The organism is Ramlibacter tataouinensis TTB310, from assembly GCF_000215705.1.
In the GTDB taxonomy this organism is placed as follows: domain Bacteria; phylum Pseudomonadota; class Gammaproteobacteria; order Burkholderiales; family Burkholderiaceae_C; genus Ramlibacter; species Ramlibacter tataouinensis.
Map to the genome: position 1 here is coordinate 3,115,298 of NC_015677.1, position 19,682 is coordinate 3,134,979.

The 19,682-nt window shown below is 70.4% G+C and carries 16 protein-coding genes and 1 pseudogene; 8 read left to right on the plus strand and 9 right to left on the minus strand.

Going from position 1 to position 19,682, the window contains the following annotated elements; all coding sequences use genetic code 11:
• Positions 1–6: 6 nt before the first annotated feature.
• Genes RTA_RS14995 through RTA_RS15005 form a run of 3 tightly spaced genes read right to left on the minus strand, consistent with a single transcriptional unit; the run spans position 7 to position 2,782 of the window.
• A complete protein-coding gene (locus RTA_RS14995; protein ID WP_013902264.1) occupies positions 7–501 on the minus strand; it encodes a LeuD/DmdB family oxidoreductase small subunit in 495 nt (164 codons plus the stop codon).
• On the minus strand, positions 498–1,769 hold the full coding sequence (locus RTA_RS15000; RefSeq protein ID WP_041676473.1) for a 3-isopropylmalate dehydratase large subunit: 1,272 nt from the start codon (positions 1,767–1,769) through the stop codon (positions 498–500). Before RTA_RS15000 ends, RTA_RS14995 begins: the two co-directional genes overlap by 4 nt.
• Positions 1,770–1,789: 20 nt before the next feature.
• Positions 1,790–2,782 carry a Bug family tripartite tricarboxylate transporter substrate binding protein gene (locus tag RTA_RS15005; RefSeq protein ID WP_013902266.1) on the minus strand — a complete coding sequence of 331 codons (993 nt, stop codon included), beginning with the start codon at positions 2,780–2,782 and terminating at the stop codon, positions 1,790–1,792.
• Between the two features lie 146 nt (positions 2,783–2,928).
• Between RTA_RS15005 and RTA_RS15010 the strand changes: the two genes are divergently transcribed.
• Positions 2,929–3,873: a LysR family transcriptional regulator gene (locus RTA_RS15010; RefSeq protein ID WP_013902267.1), complete on the plus strand. Its 945-nt coding sequence runs from the start codon at positions 2,929–2,931 to the stop codon at positions 3,871–3,873.
• A 16-nt stretch (positions 3,874–3,889) separates the two neighbouring features.
• On the opposite strand, the gene RTA_RS15015 is transcribed toward RTA_RS15010, so the two are convergent.
• Positions 3,890–5,281, minus strand: coding sequence for an amidase (locus RTA_RS15015; RefSeq protein ID WP_041675631.1), 1,392 nt, complete (start codon positions 5,279–5,281; stop codon positions 3,890–3,892).
• Positions 5,282–5,356: 75 nt separating this feature from the next.
• Here RTA_RS15015 and RTA_RS15020 point away from each other — a divergent pair, with 75 nt between their 5' ends.
• The gene (locus RTA_RS15020; RefSeq protein WP_041676474.1) at positions 5,357–6,289 is read left to right on the plus strand and encodes a LysR family transcriptional regulator; all 933 of its coding nucleotides are present in this window, start codon (positions 5,357–5,359) and stop codon (positions 6,287–6,289) included.
• 5 nt (positions 6,290–6,294) lie between these two features.
• Here the strand turns inward: RTA_RS15020 and RTA_RS15025 are convergent, their stop codons facing one another.
• Together RTA_RS15025 and RTA_RS15030 are read right to left on the minus strand one after the other, a co-directional pair.
• On the minus strand, positions 6,295–7,266 hold the full coding sequence (locus tag RTA_RS15025; RefSeq protein WP_013902270.1) for a Bug family tripartite tricarboxylate transporter substrate binding protein: 972 nt from the start codon (positions 7,264–7,266) through the stop codon (positions 6,295–6,297).
• Between the two features lie 41 nt (positions 7,267–7,307).
• Complete coding sequence (locus tag RTA_RS15030; protein ID WP_013902271.1) at positions 7,308–7,994, minus strand: RraA family protein; 687 nt, start codon at positions 7,992–7,994, stop codon at positions 7,308–7,310.
• Positions 7,995–8,265: 271 nt separating this feature from the next.
• Here RTA_RS15030 and RTA_RS21280 point away from each other — a divergent pair, with 271 nt between their 5' ends.
• The 4 genes and pseudogenes from RTA_RS21280 (at position 8,266) to RTA_RS15045 (ending at position 12,481) form a co-directional block, all read left to right on the plus strand.
• Positions 8,266–9,237, plus strand: coding sequence for a Bug family tripartite tricarboxylate transporter substrate binding protein (locus tag RTA_RS21280; RefSeq protein ID WP_013902272.1), 972 nt, complete (start codon positions 8,266–8,268; stop codon positions 9,235–9,237).
• Positions 9,234–10,394 (plus strand): annotated as a pseudogene (locus RTA_RS21285) (alpha-hydroxy acid oxidase); the annotation flags it as partial. The gene RTA_RS21280 and the pseudogene RTA_RS21285, both read left to right, overlap by 4 nt.
• A 51-nt stretch (positions 10,395–10,445) precedes the next feature.
• The gene (locus tag RTA_RS21290; protein ID WP_226986175.1) at positions 10,446–11,315 is read left to right on the plus strand and encodes an HpcH/HpaI aldolase/citrate lyase family protein; all 870 of its coding nucleotides are present in this window, start codon (positions 10,446–10,448) and stop codon (positions 11,313–11,315) included.
• A gap of 20 nt (positions 11,316–11,335) precedes the next feature.
• Complete coding sequence (locus RTA_RS15045) at positions 11,336–12,481, plus strand: CaiB/BaiF CoA transferase family protein (RefSeq protein WP_013902274.1); 1,146 nt, start codon at positions 11,336–11,338, stop codon at positions 12,479–12,481.
• Here the strand turns inward: RTA_RS15045 and RTA_RS15050 are convergent.
• The gene (locus tag RTA_RS15050; protein WP_013902275.1) at positions 12,478–13,095 is read right to left on the minus strand and encodes a hypothetical protein; all 618 of its coding nucleotides are present in this window, start codon (positions 13,093–13,095) and stop codon (positions 12,478–12,480) included. The genes RTA_RS15045 and RTA_RS15050 overlap by 4 nt on opposite strands.
• Positions 13,096–13,270: 175 nt before the next feature.
• On the opposite strand from RTA_RS15050, the gene RTA_RS15055 reads away from it, so the two are divergent.
• Complete coding sequence (locus tag RTA_RS15055; protein ID WP_041675633.1) at positions 13,271–14,368, plus strand: extracellular catalytic domain type 1 short-chain-length polyhydroxyalkanoate depolymerase; 1,098 nt, start codon at positions 13,271–13,273, stop codon at positions 14,366–14,368.
• A gap of 22 nt (positions 14,369–14,390) precedes the next feature.
• On the opposite strand, the gene RTA_RS19865 is transcribed toward RTA_RS15055, so the two are convergent.
• Entirely contained in the window at positions 14,391–15,344 is a 954-nt protein-coding gene (locus RTA_RS19865) for an FG-GAP repeat domain-containing protein (RefSeq protein ID WP_013902277.1), read from the minus strand.
• A gap of 565 nt (positions 15,345–15,909) precedes the next feature.
• Between RTA_RS19865 and RTA_RS19870 the strand changes: the two genes are divergently transcribed.
• On the plus strand, positions 15,910–18,186 hold the full coding sequence (locus RTA_RS19870; protein WP_158307844.1) for a hybrid sensor histidine kinase/response regulator: 2,277 nt from the start codon (positions 15,910–15,912) through the stop codon (positions 18,184–18,186).
• A gap of 491 nt (positions 18,187–18,677) precedes the next feature.
• On the opposite strand, the gene RTA_RS15070 is transcribed toward RTA_RS19870, so the two are convergent.
• On the minus strand, positions 18,678–19,670 hold the full coding sequence (locus tag RTA_RS15070) for a hypothetical protein (RefSeq protein ID WP_143762986.1): 993 nt from the start codon (positions 19,668–19,670) through the stop codon (positions 18,678–18,680).
• Between the last annotated feature and the right edge of the window lie 12 nt (positions 19,671–19,682).

The following is a 19,682-nucleotide window of genomic DNA, read 5'->3' on the forward strand; positions in this document are numbered from 1 at the left end:
CTCCAGTCACATGAGGCGGCCATGCGCGCGCAGGTAGGGCAGCAGCCCCCCGGCCTCGCGCATGGCCAGAACGAACTCGGGCAGGGGCTCGGCTTCGATGATGCGGCCGCCGTCCACCCGGATCCTGGCGCCCTGCCCGTCCACCTCGATGTCGAGCCGGGCGCCTTCGGCGATCCCATGGGTGTCGGCGGTCAGCGCGAGCAGGCCGTTGTTGACCGCGTTGCGCCAGTAGGTGCGGGCGAAGCTGCGGGCGACCACGGCCTGGATGCCCGCGCCGCGAACCACCGTGACCGCGACCTCCATCGCGGAGCCGCAGCCGAAATTGCGGCCCGCCACCAGGATGTCCCCCGGCTGCACGCTGGCGGCGAACGCGGGCGCCAGATCCTCCAGCAGATAGTGGCGCAGGACCTGCGGGTCCAGGCTGTCCTTCTTGCGGCGCGAGGAGATGATGTAGTCGGTGTTGACGTCGTCGCCGAGCACGCGGGCGCGGCCCGGGTTCATGCCGCCTCCCCCGCACCCAGCGTCCCGCGCACCGCCGCCTGCGCGCACGACCGCGGCGAGGCCAGGAAGATCTCCGCCTGCGCGTTGCCCATGCGGCCCTTGAAGTTGCGGTTGGCGGTGGAGACCACCCGCACGCCGCCGGCGGGTGCGCTGCCGCAGGTGCCGCAACAGGCGCCGCAGCCGGGCGCCTGCACGGTGGCGCCGAAGGCGCGGAACTCCTCCAGCAGTCCCTGCTGTTCCAGCTCGGCCCGGATGCTCTCGGACGCCGGCGTCACCACCAGCGTCACGCCGGGCGCGACGCCGCCGCCGGCGCGCAGCACGTCCAGCGCCTCGCGGTAGTCCTTGGCCCGCCCGCCGGTGCAGGTGCCCAGGTAGACCAGGTCGACGGGGACTTCGGCGGTGCCAGCCAAGTCCTGCACGTTGTCCACCCGGTGCGGCAGCGCGACCTGGGGCACCACGTCGCCCAGGTCCAGCGCCAGGGTGCCGCTGTAGCCGGCGCCCTCGTCCGCCGCCACCGGCTGGAAATCGTCCGCCGTGCGCTGCGCGAGGAAGGCCCGGGTGCAGGCGTCGAAGGGGAACAGCCCCGCCTTGGCGCCCATCTCCACCGACATGTTGGCCAGGAGGATGCGGTCGTCCATGTCCAGGTGCGCCAGTCCGGGACCGCCGAACTCCAGCGCGAGATAGCCCGCCCCGTCGGCGCCGAGCCGCCGTGCGAGCGTGAGCGCGACGTCCTTGGCCGAAACGCCGGCGCGCAGCTGCCCGGTCAGCTCGACGCGCAGGGACGCGGGCACCTTCAGCCAGACCTGGCCGCAGGCCAGCACGCCGGCGAAATCGGACGAGCCGATGCCGGTGCCGAAGGCATTGAGGGCGCCGTACGAGACCGCATGGGAATCCGCCGCCACGACGAGCCGGCCGGGCAGGACGTGCCCGCGCTCGATCATCAGCTGGTGGCCGATGCCCTCGCCCACCTCGAACAGCGCGATGCCGTGCAGGCGGGCGTAGCCGCGCGCGGTCTGCTGCAAGGCCAGGGCGCGCTCGCCCGACAGGCCGCCATAGTGGTCCATGGCGAAGAACAGCTTCTCCCGGCGGGCCGGGGCCGGCAAGGGGCCGTCCGAGATCTGGCGCAGGTAGTCCAGCGCCATCGGGACCGAGCCGTCCGTGCCCATGGCCGCGTCGACCTCGCACACCACCACCTCGCCAGCGCGCACCGGCCGGCCGGCGGCACGCGACAGCAGCTTCTCCGCCATCGTTGCGGGACGGCTTGTCATGAGGGAGTCGGCGCGCCGGCTCAGTTCAGCGCGATGCCGGCCGTCTTGATGAGCTTGCCCCACTTCTCGTTCTCCGCGCGCATGTGCCGCGTGAACGCTTCCGGCGGGCCGCCCACGGGTTCGACGCCCATGGCCGCGAACTTCTGGCGCACCTCGTCCATCTTCAGCACCCGGTCGATCGCGCCGTTGAGCTTGGCGACGATGACCGGCGGGGTGGCGGCCGGCGCGACGATGCCGCTCCAGGACAGGGACTCGTAGCCCTTGATGCCGGCCTCGTCCAGCGTGGGCACGTCGGGCAGCGACGGCAGGCGCTTGGTGCTGGTGACCGCGAGCGCGCGCAGCTTGCCCTGCTGCACGAAGCCCATGGACGACGGCGCGTTGTCGAACAGCATGGTGACCTGGCCGGCCATGACGTCCGTGAGCGCCTGCGAGCTGCCCTTGTACGGCACGTGCATGATGTCCACGCCCGCCATGGCCTTGAACAGCTCGGCCGAGAGGTGGGTGGAACTGCCCGCGCCCGAGGAGGCGAAGCTGAGCGTGCCGGGCTTGCCCTTGGCCAGGGCGACCAGCTCCGCGACGCTGCGGGCCGGCACCGTGGGCGGCACCACCAGGATGTTGGTGATCAGCGAGGTGTAGCTCACCGGCGCGAAGTCCCTGGCCGCGTCGTAGCTCATGTTCTTGTAGAGGTGGCCGTTGATGGCCAGCACGCCGGTCGTGCCCATGAGCAGCGTGTAGCCGTCGGCCGGTGCCTTGGCCACGGCATCGGCGCCGATGTTGCCGCCGGCGCCGCCCCGGTTGTCGACCACGAAGGGCTGCTTCAGCTCCACCGCCAGCTTGTCCGCCAGCAGGCGGGCCACCACGTCGGTGGAACCCCCGGCCGCGAAGGGCACGATGATGCGCACGGGCTTGTTCGGGTAGGCATCGGCTTCGCCGTTCGGGGCCGCGGCCGACGCCGGGAGCATGCTGGCGAAGACACCGAACGCCGCGAGGGCGTTGCGCAGGAGGGTTTTCACGGTGGGGCCTCGTTCGGGTGGGGAGCGTTCGGGCGGGTGCCACGAGCCGCGACGATTCTGCGAGGCCTTCTATCTCTCTACAAACCAGAAATTCCGACCTATTATTCGCGTTCCGCGATAACTGCCCGTGGCCGGGACCGGGGCGCATGACCGATCGAGTGACCCTCAAGCATCTGCGCTCGTTTGCGGCGGTGGCCGAGACGGGCTCGTTCACGCTGGCGGCGGCCCGCCTGTGCGTCACCCAGTCGGCGCTGACGGCGGTGATCCAGCAGTTCGAGGAGGCGGTCGGCCAGAGGATGTTCGACCGGTCCACGCGCCGCGTCAGCCTGACGCGCCAGGCCGAACAGTTCCTGCCCGAGGCCTTGCGCGTGCTGCACAGCTTCGACAACGCCGTGGGCGACCTGATGGCGCTGTCCAGCGGGCGCAGCGGCCAGATCCGCATCGCCGCGGCCGCCTCCGTGATCCGGCACTTCCTCGCGCGCTCGCTGGAGGAGTTCCGCCTCGGCTATCCCGACATCAGCATCACCTTGCGCGACGCGGCTGCGAGGGAGGTGGAACGCCTGGTGATCGAAGGCGAGGTGGACTTCGGCATCGAGAGCAGCTACCAGCCTTCCGAGAGCCTGCAGTACGTGCCGCTGGTGAACGACCGCTACGGCGTGGTCTGCCGCAGGGACCTGCCGGTGGCCGCGCTGCAGGCGCCGCTGCGCTGGGCGGACCTCCCCGCGGCGGGCTACGTGTCCTTCAGCGCGGACACCGGCATCGGCCACTTCCTGCGGCGGCACGCGGCGCACTGGCCGGTGCTGCGCCAGGCGCACGACGAGGTGAGCAGCACCACCTCGCTGTTCACCCTGCTGGGCGCCGGCTCGCGGTACTCCGTCGTGCCGGCGATGGCGTTCCGCGAAACGGAGTTCCCGGAACTGGTCTTTCGCGAACTGGTGGACCCGCCGCTGTCGCGCGAGATCTGCCTGATCACCCGGCGCCTGCGCTCGCTCTCGTCCAATGCCGAGCGGCTGCTGAAGGTCGTGGTGTCCAACCTGCACCAGGCGCGCCTGCCGGCCGGGGCGGAGGTGGTGGTCGGGCCGGCCCGGTAGCAGGAGCGTGTAAAGCCTACCGCGGCCGGCGAAGATGCCAGTCGGTGGCGTCCTGGTAGGCCCAGCCTATGCGCAGCGCCGTCGCCTCGTCGTAGGCGCGGCACACGACCTGCAGTGACGTGGGCAGGCCATCGGGCGCGCTGCCGTTGGGCAGCGCCAGCCCGCACAGGTCGAGGAAGTTGCCGAAGCGGGTGAAGTGCGCCGGCGCCTTGGTCTGGTCCACCTCCTCCAGCGGCAGCGCCGTTGTCATCGTGGTCGGCGTCAGCAGCGCGTCGATGCCCTCGAGCGCCGACTCGAACTTGCGCTTCATCTCCTGCCGCACCTGCAGCGCCTCGATGTAAGACTGCGCGCTGATGTTGCGGCCCGCCGCGATGCGCGGCCGCACGTGCGGATCCAGGGGGGCGCTCTCGTCGTCGATCAGCTCGTGGTACAGCGCATAGCTCTCGGCGGCCATGATCCGCAGGTTGAAGGCGGCGACGTCGGCGAACAGGAAAGGCAGGTCGACCGGCACGATCTCGGCGCCCAGGCGTTCCAGGTCCTGCAGCGAGCGGTCGTACGCGGCGAGCACGTCGGCCGACGCGAACTGGCGCTCCACTTCGGGCATTCGCGCCAGGCGCATCCCGCGCACGCCGCGCTTGAGGGTCGGCATGGGGTCGGTGAAAGGCAGGCCCAGCGTGAGCGGGTCCTGCCGGTCCGGCCCCTGCATGGCCATGTACAACAGGGCCGCGTCCTCGACCGAGCGCGCCATCGGGCCGGGCGTGTCGAGGGTCGGGCTCAGGGGCAGCACGCCATGCGTGCTCACGCGGCCTATCGTGGTCTTCAGGCCGGTGATGCCGCACCACGACGCCGGCATGCGCACGGAACCGCCGGTGTCGGTGCCGACCGCCCAGGGCGCCAGCCCGGCGGCGACGGCCACCGCCGATCCGCTGCTGGAGCCGCCCGGCGTGCGCGCCCGTGCCATGTCCCAGGGATTCCACGGCGTGCCGCGCAGCGAGTTGGTGCCCCAGCCGCCCATCGCGAATTCCACGGTGTGGGTCTTGCCGAGCACGATCATGCCTTGCGCTATCAGCTTTTGCGCCAGCGTGGCGGTACGCGTCGCCCGTCTCGTCTTCCACACCTCGCTGCCGCCCGTCACCATCTTGCCCTCGAGCTCGACCAGGTCCTTCAGCGCGATGGGGATGCCGTGCAGCGGGCCGATCGCGTGGCCCGAGCGGATCGCCGCCTCGGCGCCGCGCGCCGCCAGCCGGGCTTCGTCCGCATACACCTCGACGTAGGCATGCAGCTTGGGATCTTGCGCATGGATGCGGGCCAGATAGGCCTCCGTGAGCTCGACGGGCGAGAGCCGGCAGGACATCAGTTGCTGCGAAAGCTGGTGCGCGGGCAGCTGGGTCAAGTCTTGTTGTGCCATGGCGGGCAATTTATCGCCGGCATCCACCCGGGCAAAATCATTTATTTGAGGCGGGGTTGATAACATTTGCCGATCATGCGCATCACCCTCCGCCAGATCGAGGCGTTCTACTGGACGGCCAAGCTCGGGAGCATCCACGCCGCGGCGGACCACCTGAACTTCAGCCAGCCCGCCCTGTCCTCCCGGGTCAAGGAGCTGGAAGGCGCGCTGAACATGGAGCTGTTCTCGCGCAAGAACCAGCGCGTGCAGCTCACCCCGGCCGGCCGCAACGCGCTGGCACATGCAGAGCGCGTGCTCAACGCCGCGCAGGATTTCGCGCGGCTGGGCGGAGCGGTGCCGCCGCTGGAGGGCGTGCTGCGGCTGGGTTCGGACGAATCCACGGCGATGCTGGCGCTGACCGAGGTGTTGAGCCAGTTGAAGCTGCGCCACCCGAAACTGATCGTGGAACTCAGCATCGACGTGGGCGCGGTGCTGATCGAAAAATTGCGCAAGCGGGAATTGGACATCGCGCTGCATACCAACCCCGGCGCGGCCTCGCATGTCATCGACGAGATGCTCGGCTGGGAGGAATTCCAATGGGTGGCCGCGCGCGCGATGCAGATCCCCGAAGGCGAGTTCATCCCCTCGCTGGCGACCGGCCTGCCGATCGTCACCAACTCGCCGCCGTCGACGCTGAACAGCCTGGTGCGCAAGTGGCTGCAAAGCGGCGGCCAGGAGTTCGACGGCGTGAACTCATGCAATTCGCTGCAGCTGATGCTGCAGCTGGTGCGCGCCGGCCATGCGATCGCCGTCCTGCCGGTACCCTTGGTGCGCGAGCACCTGGCCACCGGCGAACTGCGCATCCTGCAGGCCCGGCCGCACATCCCGCTGGCGCCCTACTACGCCTCGTACCTGAAGGACTCGGGCGGGCGCAGCGTGGCGGCGGTGGTGGAGATCGCGCGCTCGGTGCTGGAGAAGGTGCGCTTCTTCACGCGCATCGCGGAGCCGGAAGCCGCCACGGCCTCGTAGCCAGGTTACTGCGGTTCGACGCCGGCGGCCTTGAGGATGCGGCCGTACTCGGCGGAGTCCTTGCGGATCATCTCCGCCATCTCCTGCGGCGTGCCGCCGATCGGGTCGAGACTGATGTCGGCGAACTGCTTGCCCATGTCAGCCTTCAGCCCCTTGTTCAGCTCCGCGTTGAGGCGGTCGACAGCGGGCTTGGGCGTGCCCGCCGGCACGACCAGGCCGATCCAGGTGATCGATTCGTAGCCCGGGACCCCGGCCTCAGCCACGGTCGGCAGGTCGGGGAGCAGGGGCGACCGCTTGGCGCTGGTGATCGCCAAGGCGCGCAGTTTGCCGTCCTTTTCCCTGGCGTAGGGCAACGCCGTCGGCGAGGTCTCGAACATGGTCTGGATCTGGCCGCCCAGCAGGTCGTTCAGAGCCGGGGCGCCGCCCTTGTAGGGCACGTGCAGCACGTTGACGCCCGTCGCCGTGGCGAACTGGCGCGCGGCGATGTCCTGCCCGGTGCCGATGCCGGCGTTGCCCATGGTGATCTTGTTCGGCTGCGCCTTGGCCAGCGCGACCAGTTCCTGCACGCTCTTGGCCGGCAGCGAGGGATGGACCAGCAGGATGTTGGGCTGGTTCACCAGGCGGATCACCGGCGCGAAGTCCTTGAAGGGATCGAAGCCGGTCTTCTTGTACAGGTGCATGTTGGCCGCCAGCACGCCCGAGCTCGAGACGAACAGCGTGTGGCCGTCGGCCGGCGACTTGGCGGCGATCTCCGCGCCGATGTTGCCGGACGCGCCGGCACGGTTGTCGACCACCACCGGCTGGCCGAGCGACTCCGTGAGGCGCTTGGCGACAGCGCGCGCCACCATGTCCACGCTGCCGCCGGCCGGGAAGGGCACGATGATCTTGAGGGGCCCCGTCGGGTAGGCCTGGGCGGACGCGCCCCCGGCGGCGAGGAGCGCGAGCAGGAGGAGGCTGCGACGCACGCAATCGATCATGGATGTCTCCTAGTGGTTCAGGGATGGGGAAGGCACGGCAGTCAGGTCCTGGCCGCCTGTTTCTGCTTCTCGATGGTTTCGAGGATCACCTTCGTGGTCCCCATGATGTCGGGGTACTTCTCGCCGGCGTCGATGCGGGCCAGGGTGTGCTTCTCGTCCCTCATCATCTGCAGCGCGCGGTGCGCCGAATACTCGATGTCGGAGGGCGGCATCACCAGCACGCCGTTCTCGTCGGCCAGGATGGCGTCGCCCGGGTTCACGGCCACGCCGCCGCAGGTGACGGGGATGCCGAACTCGCCGCCCAGCCCCAGGGTCTTGACCGTGACGCAGGAGGTACCGCGGGACCAGACCGGCACGCCATACTGGCGCAGCTCGCCGAGGTCGGTCACCAGCCCGTCCACCACGATGCCCGCGACTCCCGCGGCGCGCGCCGCATAGGCGACCGCGCCGCCGAGCGAGGCGATGGACATGTCGCCGCAGCGGTCGATCACGATGAAGTCGCCGGGCCGCGCCTGGCCCACGGCGTAGTGCACCATCGCGCCGTCCATGCCCGGCATGCGGATGGTGAGGGCGGTGCCGGCCACGCGGCGATCCTGGAAATGGGCCCGGATCTCCGGGCTCATGAAGCCCGTGTAGCGGAAGTGGCCGATCACCGCGGGCTCGGCCTGCACCAGCAGCTCCAGCAGCTGGGGGTCTACGGCAGGCGGAAGGGGATTGAGGACGTACATCGAAAGCCCTGAGGCTCGGAAAAGAAAGTCCGGCCAATTTAGCGCTGCTCCGAGCAGGGGAAGGCGAGTTATCTGGACGGAAGTTGATCAGGTTTTTCGATCAAACCGGACCTGTCCTGCTCAGCCAGCCGCCGAAAAGAAGGACTTTCCGCGCTTGCGCAGCAGTTCGCCGCGCACATCCGGGCCGAGCATGCGAAGTGGAGCGCCCTGATCCGCGAAGCCGACATCCGCATAGAGTAGGCACCCCGGAACCACACACAGGAGACAAGGCATGAACAACCTCCCCCGCCGCGCCGTGCTGGCGCTCGCCATCGCCCTGCCCTTCGCGTCGTCGGCCCAGGCGCCGGCCTGGCCGGCCAAGCCCATCACGCTGGTGGTGGGCAGCGCGCCCGGAGGATCCAACGACACCTTCGCCCGCGCCATCGGCAAGCGGCTGCAGGACGCGCTGGGCCAGCCGGTGCTGGTGGAGAACAAGCCGGCCGGCGGCGGCGTGCTCGCCAACACCTTCGTGGCCAAGGCGCCGCCGGACGGCTACAGCCTGGTGGTGCTGTCGTCCACCTTCACCACCGGCGCGGCGATCCGCACCAACCTGCAGTACGACGCGGTCAAGAGCTTCAAGCCGGTGGCGCTGCTGGCCAAGGGACCGCTGCTGGTCACCGTGCCCGCCGACTCGCCCTACAAGACCATCGCCGAGCTGGTGGCCGCCGCCAAGGCCAGCCCCGGTAAGCTGAACTACGGCACTTCCGGCGCCGGCAGCATCAACCACTTCGCCACCGAGCTGTTCTCCGGCGCGGCCGGCATCCGCATGACCCACGTGCCGTACAAGGGCATGGGGCCGGCCACCAACGACCTGATCGGCGGCCAGATCCAGGTGCTGGTGGCGAGCGCGCCCTCCATCCTGTCGCAGGTGCGCAGCGGCCGCGTGCGGGCGCTGGCGGTGACCACCGCCACGCGCTCGCCGGTGGCGCCCGAGCTGCCGGCGCTGGAGCAGTCCGGCTACAAGGGCAGCGCCAGCGAGCTGTGGTGGGGCGTGCTCGCCCCCGCGGGGACGCCGCAGCCGGTGGTGGACCGGCTGAATGCCGAGATCAGCAAGATCGTGCTGTCCGGCGAGATGAAGGAGTTCTTCCTGAAGGAAGGCGCCGAGCCCGCCCCCATGAAGCCGGCCCAGTTCGAGGCGTTCATCGCCGCCGAGATCGACCGCTGGAAGCAGGTGGCCGGGGCCGCCGACATCAAGCCCGAGTGAGCGCGCCGGCCGTGACGAACCGGCTGCGCGGCATCCTGTCGCTGGAGGATTTCGAGGCGGCGGCCCGGCGCGTGCTGCCCAGGCCGATCTTCGGCTACGTGTCCGGCGGCTGCGAGACCGACGCCTCCCTGCACGGCAACCGTGCCGCGTTCGGCGAATACGGCTTCGTCACGCGCGTGCTGCAGGGCGTGGCGCAGCGCACGCAGGCGACGTCGCTGCTCGGACACAGCTGGTCGGCGCCGTTCGGCATCGCGCCCATGGGCATGTGCGCGCTCAGCGCCTACCGCGGCGACATCGTGCTGGCGCGGGCGGCGGCGGCGGCCAACATCCCCATGCTGTGCAGCGGCACCGGCCTGATCGCCCTGGAGGAAGTGCGGCAGGCCAACCGCGACGCCTGGTTCCAGGCCTACGTCCCCGGCGAGCCGCAACGCATCGAGGCGTTGATCGAGCGCGTCGCGCGTGCCGGGTACGGCACCCTGGTGATCACGGCCGGCACCGCCGTGTCCGGCAACCGCGAGAACCATGTGCGCGTGGGTTTCTCCAGCCCGCTGCGCCCGAGCGCGGCGCTCGCCTGGCAGGGCCTGACGCATCCGCGCTGGCTGGTCGGCACCGCGCTGCGCACGCTGCTGCGCCATGGCATGCCGCACTTCGAGAATTCGCAGGCCACGCGCGGCGCGCCCATCCTCGCCCGCCATGCGGTTCGCGACTTCGGCGCCCGGGACCACCTGGGCTGGGAACACCTGCGCCTGATCCGCACGCTGTGGAAGGGCCGGCTGGTGGTCAAGGGGATCATGAACGCCGACGACGCGCGGCTGGCGCGCGACTGCGGCGCCGAAGGCATCATCGTCTCCAACCATGGCGGCCGCCAGCTCGACGGCGCGGTGTCGCCGCTGCGCGTGCTGCCCGCGGTGGTGGAGGCCGTGCCCGACACCCCGGTGATGATGGACGGCGGCATCCGCCGCGGCAACGATGTCCTCAAGGCCATCGCGCTCGGAGCGGGCTTCGTCTTCGTCGGCCGCCCTTTCATCTACGCGGCCGCCGTCGCCGGCGAGGCGGGCGTGCGGCATGCCATCGCCACCTTGCAGCAGGAGATCCATCGCAACATGGCCCTGCTGGGGATCACGCGGCTCGAGCAGGTGCGCCAGGGCCGCGTCGTGCCCGGTGAGAACACCGCTATCCTTGCCGCCACACCAGACGACCCGGCATCCATGAGAAGCAAGCTCTTCGTTCCCGGCTCGCGGCCGGAACTGTTCGCCAAGGCCCTGGCCGGCGAGGCCGATGCCGTCTCCATCGACCTCGAGGACGCCGTGCCCGAATCCCGCAAGGTGCAGGCACGCGAGGGCGTGGCCGCGTGGCTGCGCACACGGCCGGCGACCGGCGGCAGGCAGGTCATCGTCCGCGTCAACGCGATGGACACGCCGCATTTCGAAGCGGACCTCGCGGCGGTCGTGCAGCCCGGGCTGCACGTGCTGAACCTGCCCAAGCCGCAGAGCCCGCAGGAGGTGCGTGCGGCCAGCGAGGCGATCGCGCGGGCCGAACGCGCCAACGGCGTCACCGATCCGGTGGGGCTGCTGCTCAACATCGAGACCTCGCGCGCCCTGCGCGAGGCGGCGGCCATCGCCTCGGCGGACCCGCGTGTCATGGGCCTGCAGGTCGGACTGGGCGACCTGTTCGAGCCGCTCGGCATCGACCGCCAGGAACGCGCCGCGGTGCAGCATGTCCTGCTCGCGGTCCGCCTGGCCGCCGGCGAAGCCGGGGTCCCGGCCTTCGACGGCGCCTATGCCGACGTGCGCGACACCGAAGGCTACCTGGCGGAGGCGCAGCTGGCCCGCCGCCTGGGCTTTGCCGGCAAGACCTGCATCCACCCGAGCCAGGTGCCGCTGGCGAACGCCGCGTTCCGGCCGACCGACGCCGAGATCGCGCACGCCCTGAAGGTGAGCGCGGCGGCGGACGAGGCGCAGGCGCGCGGCCTGGGCGCCTGGCTGGTGGACGGCCGCATGATCGACCGCCCCTTCCTGCAGCGCGCGCAGGCGATCGTCGCCACCGCCCGCCGCCTGCGCCTGCTGCCCGACGCCTGAGCCGACCCGGAGTCCCCACCATGACCGCACGCGAAGCAGGACCGCTCAGCGGCGTCCGCGTCCTCGACCTCAGCGCCTACATCGCCGGCCCCTACGGCTGCACGCTGCTGGCGGACCAGGGCGCCGAGGTGATCAAGGTCGAGCCGCCCGCCGGCGACAACCTGCGCAAGTACCCGTCCACCCTGGAGGCGGAAAGCCGCGCCTTCCTGGGCGTCAACCGCGGCAAGCTCGGCGTGGTGCTGGACCTGAAGGACGCGCAGGACCTGCAGCGGCTGCTGGCCCTGGTGCGCAGCGCCGACGTGCTGGTGCACAACTTCCGCCCCAGCGTGCCGCCGCGGCTGGGCATCGCGTACGAACAGCTGCGGCCGATCAACCCGCGCCTGGTCTACTGCGCCGTGACGGGCTACGGCGAGGCCGGGCCGCTGAAGGACAAGGCCGGCTTCGACCAGGTGCTGCAGACGATGACCGGGATGTGCACCCTGCAGGGTCCGCAGGGCGGCCCGCCGGAGATCCTGTATGGATCCGTGGTGGACTACTACGCGGCGGCGCTGGTGGCCGGCGGCGTTTCCTCCGCCCTGTACGAACGCGAGAAGAGCGGCGAGGGCCAGTACGTCGGCGTGTCGCTGCTGCGCTCCGCGCTGGCGATGCAGTCCGCGCGCATGGTGTGGAGCGAGGGCGAGCCGCGCGAAGTGGGGCGCGACATGCGCTCGGGCGGCATCACCGGCATCCACCCGACCGGCGAAGGCTACCTCTACATCTCCGCCAACACGCCGCACTTCTGGCAGGCGCTGTGCGAGAAGACGGGCCTGCACGAGCTGCTCACCGAACGCTACGACAGCGTGCGCAAGCGGGCACGGCACCAGCAGGAGATCGTCCCGCGGCTGCACGCCGCGCTGGCCGCGCGCACGGCGCTCGCGTGGGAGGCCCTGTTCGGCGAGGAAGTGCCCTGCGCCGCGGCGCGGTCCATCGAGGACATGTTCGATTTCCCGCAGGTGCGGGCCGAAGGCCTGGTCGGCGCGTTCGAGCATCCGGTGGTGGGCCGCTACCGCGGCTTCACGCGCGCCTGGCGCTTCGGCCGCACGCCCGGCAGCCAGCCCTTCGCCGCCCCGGCGCTGGACCAGCACGGCGATGCGGTGCGGGCGGAAGCCGACCGCTTGCGACCTTAAGGCCGACCCTGGGGCCGGTCCAATGCGCCCGGGCGCACGGGGATCCCGTGGCCGCCCTTCTTCAGGAGCTCGACCTTGTCCTTGGCGGCTTCGACGCGGACCATGGCCCGGTGGTACTCGGCCGTCAGCTCCGCGTCGAACAGCGCGGATCCGGGTGACCGGCTGTTCACCGCCATCCACTTGACCCATTCGGACTCCAGCGCGCCCGCCAGGTCCTCGAGCGCCTCCTGCAGCAGCTGCTCGGGCAGCCGGCTGGACGAAGCCCCCGTCGAGCGCTGGATGGCCTGGGCCTGCATGTGGGCCACCACGCTGGCCGCGCCCCGCCCGCTCTTGCCGAAGACCGGCGTGTTGCCGGCAGGGTCCGGGGCCTGCGCCGCCGCCGCGGGATCGGTCTCCCTGGCGGCTCGCACGTACTTGTCCAGCAGCAGGTCGCAGTGCAGCCGCAGCGCATGCACCTCGTCGATCAGCGCGGCCGGCAAGGGCCCGCGGCCTTCCTTGTGAAGCTGCAAGGCGTCTTCCAGACGCAGGCTGTGCGCCTGCAGGGCGCGGCGGCGCTCGCGCCACGTGTCGAAGGCGCGTTCTACCGCGTCCGCACGGGGATTTCCTGGGTCCACGTTTTTTCTATGTCCTTGCCAAAAGTGTACAGACCTTGCTGCGGTAACTTTTTTTGTCTCTCCCGCCGAGCCACACCGACTGTTTCCTCTGTGTGCCTTGCGCGGGCCGCCGCCGGGCCCAACTGCGTTGCTCGTCCGCTTGCTCCGGCGCGGCCTGCCTTTTCCAGAAAGAACCATGCATCCCGATCTCCAGCGCCTTCTCCAGACAGCCACGCACCTCACCCGCCGCGGTGACCTGCAGGCGGCCACCCAAGCGATCCAGCGCGCCCTGGGCGGCCCCGCCGGGTCCGAACCTGGCGGCGAGGTTATCGACGTGGAGGCCCGCGAGGTGCCCGACGTCGGGCAGCCGCCCGGGCGCGGCCCCGCCGCCGCGCCGACGGCGCCGCGCACGCGCGACCCGGCAACCGCCGTGCCCGGGCAAGAGGCCTTCGTCGCGGGCCACCACGGCGGCGCCGGCCTGGCCGGCCGCGACTACAAGCTGTTCATCCCGGCCGGCGCCGGCAGCGGGCCCCTGCCCCTGGTGGTCATGCTGCACGGCTGCACCCAGGACCCGGACGACTTCGCCGCGGGCACGCGCATGAACGAACTGGCGCAGGCCGAGGGCTTTTTCGTCCTATACCCCGCCCAGGCGCAGCGCGCCAACCCGCAGCGCTGCTGGAACTGGTTCAAGCCCAACCACCAGGGGCGCGGGCGCGGCGAGCCCGAACTGCTGGCCGGCATGGTGCGCGGGCTCATGGCCCGTTATCCGATCGATCCGGACCGGGTGTACGTGGCGGGCCTGTCGGCCGGCGGCGCGATGGCCGCCATCGTGGCAGCGGCCTACCCGGAAATTTTTGCCGCCGCCGGCGTGCATTCGGGGCTGGCGGCCGGGGCGGCACACGACGTGCCGTCGGCCTTCGAGGCGATGAAAAAGGGCGCGCAGCGGCCTGCCCGCGCCGTCCCGGTGCCGACCATCGTCTTCCACGGCGATGCCGACGCGACGGTGCACCCGGTCAACGGCCGGCAGGTCATGGCCGCGGCCGGGCCCGTGGGCGGCACCACCGCCGAGCCGGAGGAACTGCGGCCCGCCGGCCGGCGGCGCGCCACGCGGCAGGTGCAGCGGGACGCCACGGGCGCGGTGGTCGCCGAGCACTGGCTGGTGCACGGCGCGCCCCATGCCTGGTCGGGCGGCAGCAAGCGCGGCAGCTACACCGACCCTGAAGGACCGGACGCCACTGCCGAGATGCTGCGCTTTTTCCGCGAGCACCCGCGCAAAGGCGTGGCCACGGGCTGATTGCGCGGCGACGCGGCCTGGACTAACGGGCGTTGATCCTCAGCCATGCACCGCCGCGCAGCTCGACACAGACAGCCTCGCCGCGCTCGCGCATCCGCTCCACCGGGGCGGGCAGGCCTACCGGGGCGGCTGCCTCGCGCCAGCCTTGGCCGGCCCGCCACTGCAGCAGCAGCAGGCGTGCAAACGCCTGGTCCGGCACCACCACGAGCGGCCCGCGCGGGCCGCGGACGATCGCCGACAGGCGCTGCTCGGGCGAGCCCATGCGGTGGTTGGAGACCCCGCCCATGCGGGCGACGGTACGCAAGTGCGGCGGCGCGTAGCGGTACAGCGTGAGCACGCCTCCGATGTGCGGCGTCGAAACACTAGCGATTTCGGAATGCCCGTCGCCGTCGAAATCGGCAACGCCCACCGGGTTGAGCCAGCGCATGGCACCGACGGGCTCGCTGCGGGCACGCTCGAGCCAGCGCTGCTGGCTGCCGCTGCGGTCAATGGCGTACACCACGAGCGCCGCGCCACGGCTCGCGTGCGACTCCACGACGATCGCCTCATCCTGCCCGTCGCCGTCCAGGTCGGCGAGGCGCGGCAGCCGGTCCTCGATCACGCGCTCCGGCGGCAGCTCCAGGACAAGCTCGCGCCCGTTCTGACCGCGGGTGATCGCATGCAGGCTCGCTGCGTGGGTGCCGCTGCCCAGCGCCGCGTGCGTATACCGCTGTGTGGATGAGCCAAGCCAGATCCAGGCGATGTCGCGCTTGCCTGCCACCGGCAGGCTGCCGGGCAGCAACTCGCTGAAGGTCGGCTGCTGTCCCGCAGCCGCCGCAGCGGCCACCGGGGACCCGGTGCAGTTCGCCCGAGCCTCGTCGCCACCTGCGACCTGTATCGCGGTGAACGAGGACGCCGCCGCGAGCGGGCTGCCGAGCAGCCAGCAGCAGCAGATCGCCCCCAGGCGGCAGGTCCAGGCCGGAGCACGCGCAAGCATGCGCAGGATTCTGCCCGGCCTGGTGACTCGGCCGCCAGGCTGCGCTGAGCAATACCTGCGCCCCCCGGGCTGCCAACCTGCGCTTACATGGGGCGAGATCGTGGAAGGGATGATGGACGCACCATGAAGTCGAAGCCGACCACGCCGCCAGCCGGCGCCCGACCAACCTTGGAAACCGCGATGAACACCGAAGGCAACCGTCCTCGCGTCCTGCTGTTCGACGGTCCACGGCTGGGATGTGGCCGGGGCGGCCTGGGCGGGCATGCGCACCGCCTTCATCGCACGCCAGGAGCAGCAGAAGTTTCCCCTGGCGCCCGAGCCGACGCTGCACGTTGCGGACCTCCAGGTGCTGGCAGACCGCCTGCTTTCGGGCGCTTGAGGGCGCCCGACCCTGGCTCTGCGGTCATGGTGTGGAAAATTTTCTTTTGGGCCGGCCACTGCTCACGGCTGGGCCTCGCGTCCGCGGCAGCAAATCTAGAATCGCCGACCACCTTCCACCGCAGCCACCACGGGGCTGCATCCGAACAGCATGGAGCGGCCTGCGGCCGAGCCAGACGACACCCTGATGAACACCGAGCAGATCCAACGGTTCGTCAAGAACGCGCCCGACCTGTTGCTCGTCGTCCGTCCCGACGAAGGGTTCTGCATCGTGGGCGCCAGCGAAGAGTACCTGCGGGCCACCCACACCGACCGCGGCATCTTCGGCCGGCCGGTCTTCGAGGTGTTCCCGGACAACCCGGCCACCGTGGACGCCCGTTCGACGCAGAACCTCCGGGCCTCGTTCGAGAAGGTCCTGGCCACGCGCCAGACCGACGCCATGCCCACGCAGAGATACGACGTGCGCCGGCCGGCCGCGGCCGGCGGCGAGTTCGAGGAGCGCTTCTGGACCGTGATCAACGCGCCCGTCTTGTCGGAGGACGGCGAGGTCCAGTACATCCTGCACCGCATCGAGGAGGCCTCGGCCAAGGCCAAGCGCGACGCGGTGGCGATCCTGGAGAGCATCACCGAGGGCTTCTTCACGCTGGACCGGAAATGGCGGTTCGACTACGTGAACCGCGAAGCCCACCGGATCCTGGGGCGCGAGCGCGGCTCGCTGGAGGGCAGGACCCTGTGGACCGAGTACCCGGGGCTGGAAGGGACGATCTTCGAGCGGATGTACCGCCGCACCATGCACGAGCGGGAGATGTCCAGCTTCACCGCCTTCTATGCCGGGCACGACCGCTGGTACGAGGTGACCACCTTCCCCGCCCACGAGGGCATCTCGGTGTACTTCCGCGACGCCACCGAGCCCAAGCGGCTGCAGGCCGAGCGGGAGCGGCTGATCGCCGCGTCCGAGACCCAGCGGCGCATCTACGAGACCGCGCTGAACAGCACGCCGGACTTCGTCTACGTGTTCGACCTGGACCACCGCGCCATCTACGCCAACGAGGCGCTGCTCAAGGTCTGGGGCGTGGACGACGTGCGCGGCAAGCGCTGGATGGACCTGGGCTACGAGCAGTGGCACGCGGACAGGCACGACGCCGAGATCGACGAGGTGATCCGCACCCGCGCGCCGGTGCGCGGCGAGATCCCTTTCACCGGCACCAACGGCACGCGGGTCTACGACTACATCTTCGCGCCGGTGCTGGGGCCCGGCGGCGAGGTGGTGGCCATCGCCGGCACCACGCGCGACGTCACCGACCGCCAGGCCGCCGAGCAGGCCTTGCGTGAGCAGGCGGCCCGCCTGGCCGAGTCGGACCGGGCCAAGGACGAGTTCCTGGCGACGCTGTCCCACGAGCTGAGGAACCCGCTGGCGCCCCTGCGCAACTCGCTGGCCCTGCTGCGGCGCGTCGACGGCGCCAACCCCAAGACCGAGCGCATCCAGGTGATCATGGAGCGCCAGCTCAACCACATGGTGCGCCTGGTCGACGACCTGCTGGAGATCTCGCGCATCAGCCGCGGCGCGCTGTCGCTGCGCAAGGAGCCGGTGGAGGTCTCCACCATCGTCCACAACGCCTTGGAAACCAGCGAACCCCTGATCCAGGCGGCCGGGCACCGGCTGGCGCTCGAGCTCGCGGCGGCCCCGCTCTGGGTGGAAGGCGATCCCGTCCGGCTGGCGCAGATCGTGGCCAACCTGCTGAACAACGCGGCCAAGTACAGCCATGAAGGCGGGCACATCACGGTGCGCAGCTGGGCCGAGGATGGCCACGCGGTGGTCAGCCTGCGCGACACCGGCCTGGGCATCGAGCCCGAGGCGCTGCCGCGCATGTTCGAGATGTTCAGCCGGGGGCACCGCGACAGCGGCCGGCCCCAGGGCGGGCTGGGCATCGGGCTGGCCCTGTCGCGCCGGCTGGCGCAGATGCACGGCGGCACGCTCGAGGGCTACAGCGAAGGACTGGGCAAGGGCAGCGAGTTCGTGCTGCGCCTGCCGCTGGCGCAGCACGAGCGGCACGCCGCGCCCGGGCCGGCGGCTTCCGGCCCGCAGGACCTGGACCGCATCACGGTGCTGGTGGTGGACGACAACCACGACGCGGGCGACAGCCTGGGCGAAATCCTCGGCTACCTGGGCGCCGACGTGCGCATCGCCCGCGGCGGGCGCGAGGCGCTGCAGGTCTTCGCCGATTTCCAGCCGCGCGTCGTGCTGCTGGACATCGGCATGCCGGAGATGAACGGCTACGAGGTGGCCCAGGCCATCCGGGCCGGCTTTCCGGACAGCCCGGCCACGCTGGTGGCGCTGACGGGCTGGGGGCAGGACAGCGACCGGCGGCGGGCGCAGGACGCCGGGTTCGACCACCACCTGGTCAAGCCGGCCGATATCGACGGGCTGCAGGCGCTGCTGCGGTCGATCCGCGATACCGTCTAAGTACGAGTACCGCGGAGTCTCAACCGCCGGTCAGCACCAGCGGCCTCTTCAACGGCCGGCGCCACCCAACTGCTGGCGAAGAATACGGACGTTCGACACCCCCGGCCTCGCGTCGATGCGTGTTGCGTCGCTCTCATCCTGGATCCGATTTCCCGTTGATGGCGGAAACGGCGGTGGTGGGGGCGGGGGAACGCTGGGGTATTTTTGCGAGTCGATGATGAGCTGCTGCGCGGTGTCCTTTTGGGGCTTGAGATGCTCAAGGGCCTTGGGTGGCGGAACTGGAGCGGGCGGAACTCCTGGATAAGTTGGTGGCGGTGGCGGGTCGACGCCGGGGAACGAGTTGCCGCCGGGCACGGCCGCCGACTGCTTCGGCACAGGCTGTGTACTGCCCGCAGACAACGAGCCTGGACTGGCTTGCGCGCCTGTCGTGGCCGCAGTGACGAGCAGGATCCAAGCGGCGGCTCTGAAGACCGCGCCGCCCAAGAGGCCGATCAGAGTGCGTCGCATGGTGCCCTCTCCTTGCTCTTGCTGCTGCCGCAGTACCACTTGATGGGACCGTCGGTCGAAGCGGATATGTCGCGCAGGAACTGAGACTTCAAGCCTGAAAACGCCGCGGCGATATCGGCGTCCGAGTACTCGGGCTTAGCCCCTGCAAGCTGCGCCCACTGAGCCTCCAGGATCTTCGCCAGACCCTCCATGTACCTGGCCTTGTCCTGCGTTTTGTAGGTGGAAACGTAATCGATGGCCGCCTGGCCCGCTACATCGCCTCTGGACATCAACGATGCGAGCGTGTCGTTGGAAACCTTCGCGTAGGCAACCGCCTCCTTGGCGAATGCTCTTGCGTCCCGCGCATTTGCCGCAATGGGCTCCATGGCGATCGCCAAGGCAGCGGCGGTTTGTGCGCCGTACAGGGCCAGGACCGCTCTTTGGAGCTCACTCAAGTGCTCCTTGGGAAATGGGCGGATCTTGGCATTGAGCGTCAGCGCCTGCTCATAGACTTGCCGATTCAGCGCCGGATTGTGCTTGGCCTCCGTCAGGTCCTTGACGACATTCGATGTGTGGACCGCGATCTCGTTGAAGTACTGGCTCGCACTGTCCCTCGGGCGCGGATGGTGACACTCCGGATCGAGAGCCATCTTGTCTGGATCCAACTTCAGCTGCAAAACCAGAAAGACCGCGAAGCCGCCGGTGGCCACGATGATCACGCCGGGAACCAGGTTCCTTGAGCGGGCATGGATGGACCCCGCAAAGGTCCACGCAAAGAAGCCGGCCGCGAGGGAAAGTATGGTGGTGAAGGTCGTGATCTTCAGGGGCGAACACAGCGGGGGACCGAACATGATGTACCCGGCCGAAGCCAAGGTAAACAAGAGCCAGACCACGCCAACAACGAAGAACCGTTGCTCAAGGAAGGTCGGGTGGGAGCTGTCCCGCCCGGCACGACGCCGCTGCACTGCGGGCGCCGGAGCAGTTGGCATTTCTGGCATTGGCTCCTCCAG

Coding starts and splice junctions, on each gene's coding strand:
- RTA_RS15030 (WP_013902271.1), bottom strand. CDS start 7,994: ATGTACGTCCTCAATCCCCTTCCGCCTGCCGTAGACCCCCAGCTGCTG.
- RTA_RS14995 (WP_013902264.1), bottom strand. CDS start 501: ATGAACCCGGGCCGCGCCCGCGTGCTCGGCGACGACGTCAACACCGAC.
- RTA_RS15000 (WP_041676473.1), bottom strand. CDS start 1,769: ATGACAAGCCGTCCCGCAACGATGGCGGAGAAGCTGCTGTCGCGTGCC.
- RTA_RS15045 (WP_013902274.1), top strand. CDS start 11,336: ATGACCGCACGCGAAGCAGGACCGCTCAGCGGCGTCCGCGTCCTCGAC.
- RTA_RS21290 (WP_226986175.1), top strand. CDS start 10,446: ATGAGAAGCAAGCTCTTCGTTCCCGGCTCGCGGCCGGAACTGTTCGCC.
- RTA_RS15055 (WP_041675633.1), top strand. CDS start 13,271: ATGCATCCCGATCTCCAGCGCCTTCTCCAGACAGCCACGCACCTCACC.
- RTA_RS19865 (WP_013902277.1), bottom strand. CDS start 15,344: ATGCTTGCGCGTGCTCCGGCCTGGACCTGCCGCCTGGGGGCGATCTGC.
- RTA_RS15025 (WP_013902270.1), bottom strand. CDS start 7,266: ATGATCGATTGCGTGCGTCGCAGCCTCCTCCTGCTCGCGCTCCTCGCC.
- RTA_RS15020 (WP_041676474.1), top strand. CDS start 5,357: ATGCGCATCACCCTCCGCCAGATCGAGGCGTTCTACTGGACGGCCAAG.
- RTA_RS15070 (WP_143762986.1), bottom strand. CDS start 19,670: ATGCCAGAAATGCCAACTGCTCCGGCGCCCGCAGTGCAGCGGCGTCGT.
- RTA_RS15010 (WP_013902267.1), top strand. CDS start 2,929: ATGACCGATCGAGTGACCCTCAAGCATCTGCGCTCGTTTGCGGCGGTG.
- RTA_RS19870 (WP_158307844.1), top strand. CDS start 15,910: ATGAACACCGAGCAGATCCAACGGTTCGTCAAGAACGCGCCCGACCTG.
- RTA_RS15015 (WP_041675631.1), bottom strand. CDS start 5,281: ATGGCACAACAAGACTTGACCCAGCTGCCCGCGCACCAGCTTTCGCAG.
- RTA_RS21280 (WP_013902272.1), top strand. CDS start 8,266: ATGAACAACCTCCCCCGCCGCGCCGTGCTGGCGCTCGCCATCGCCCTG.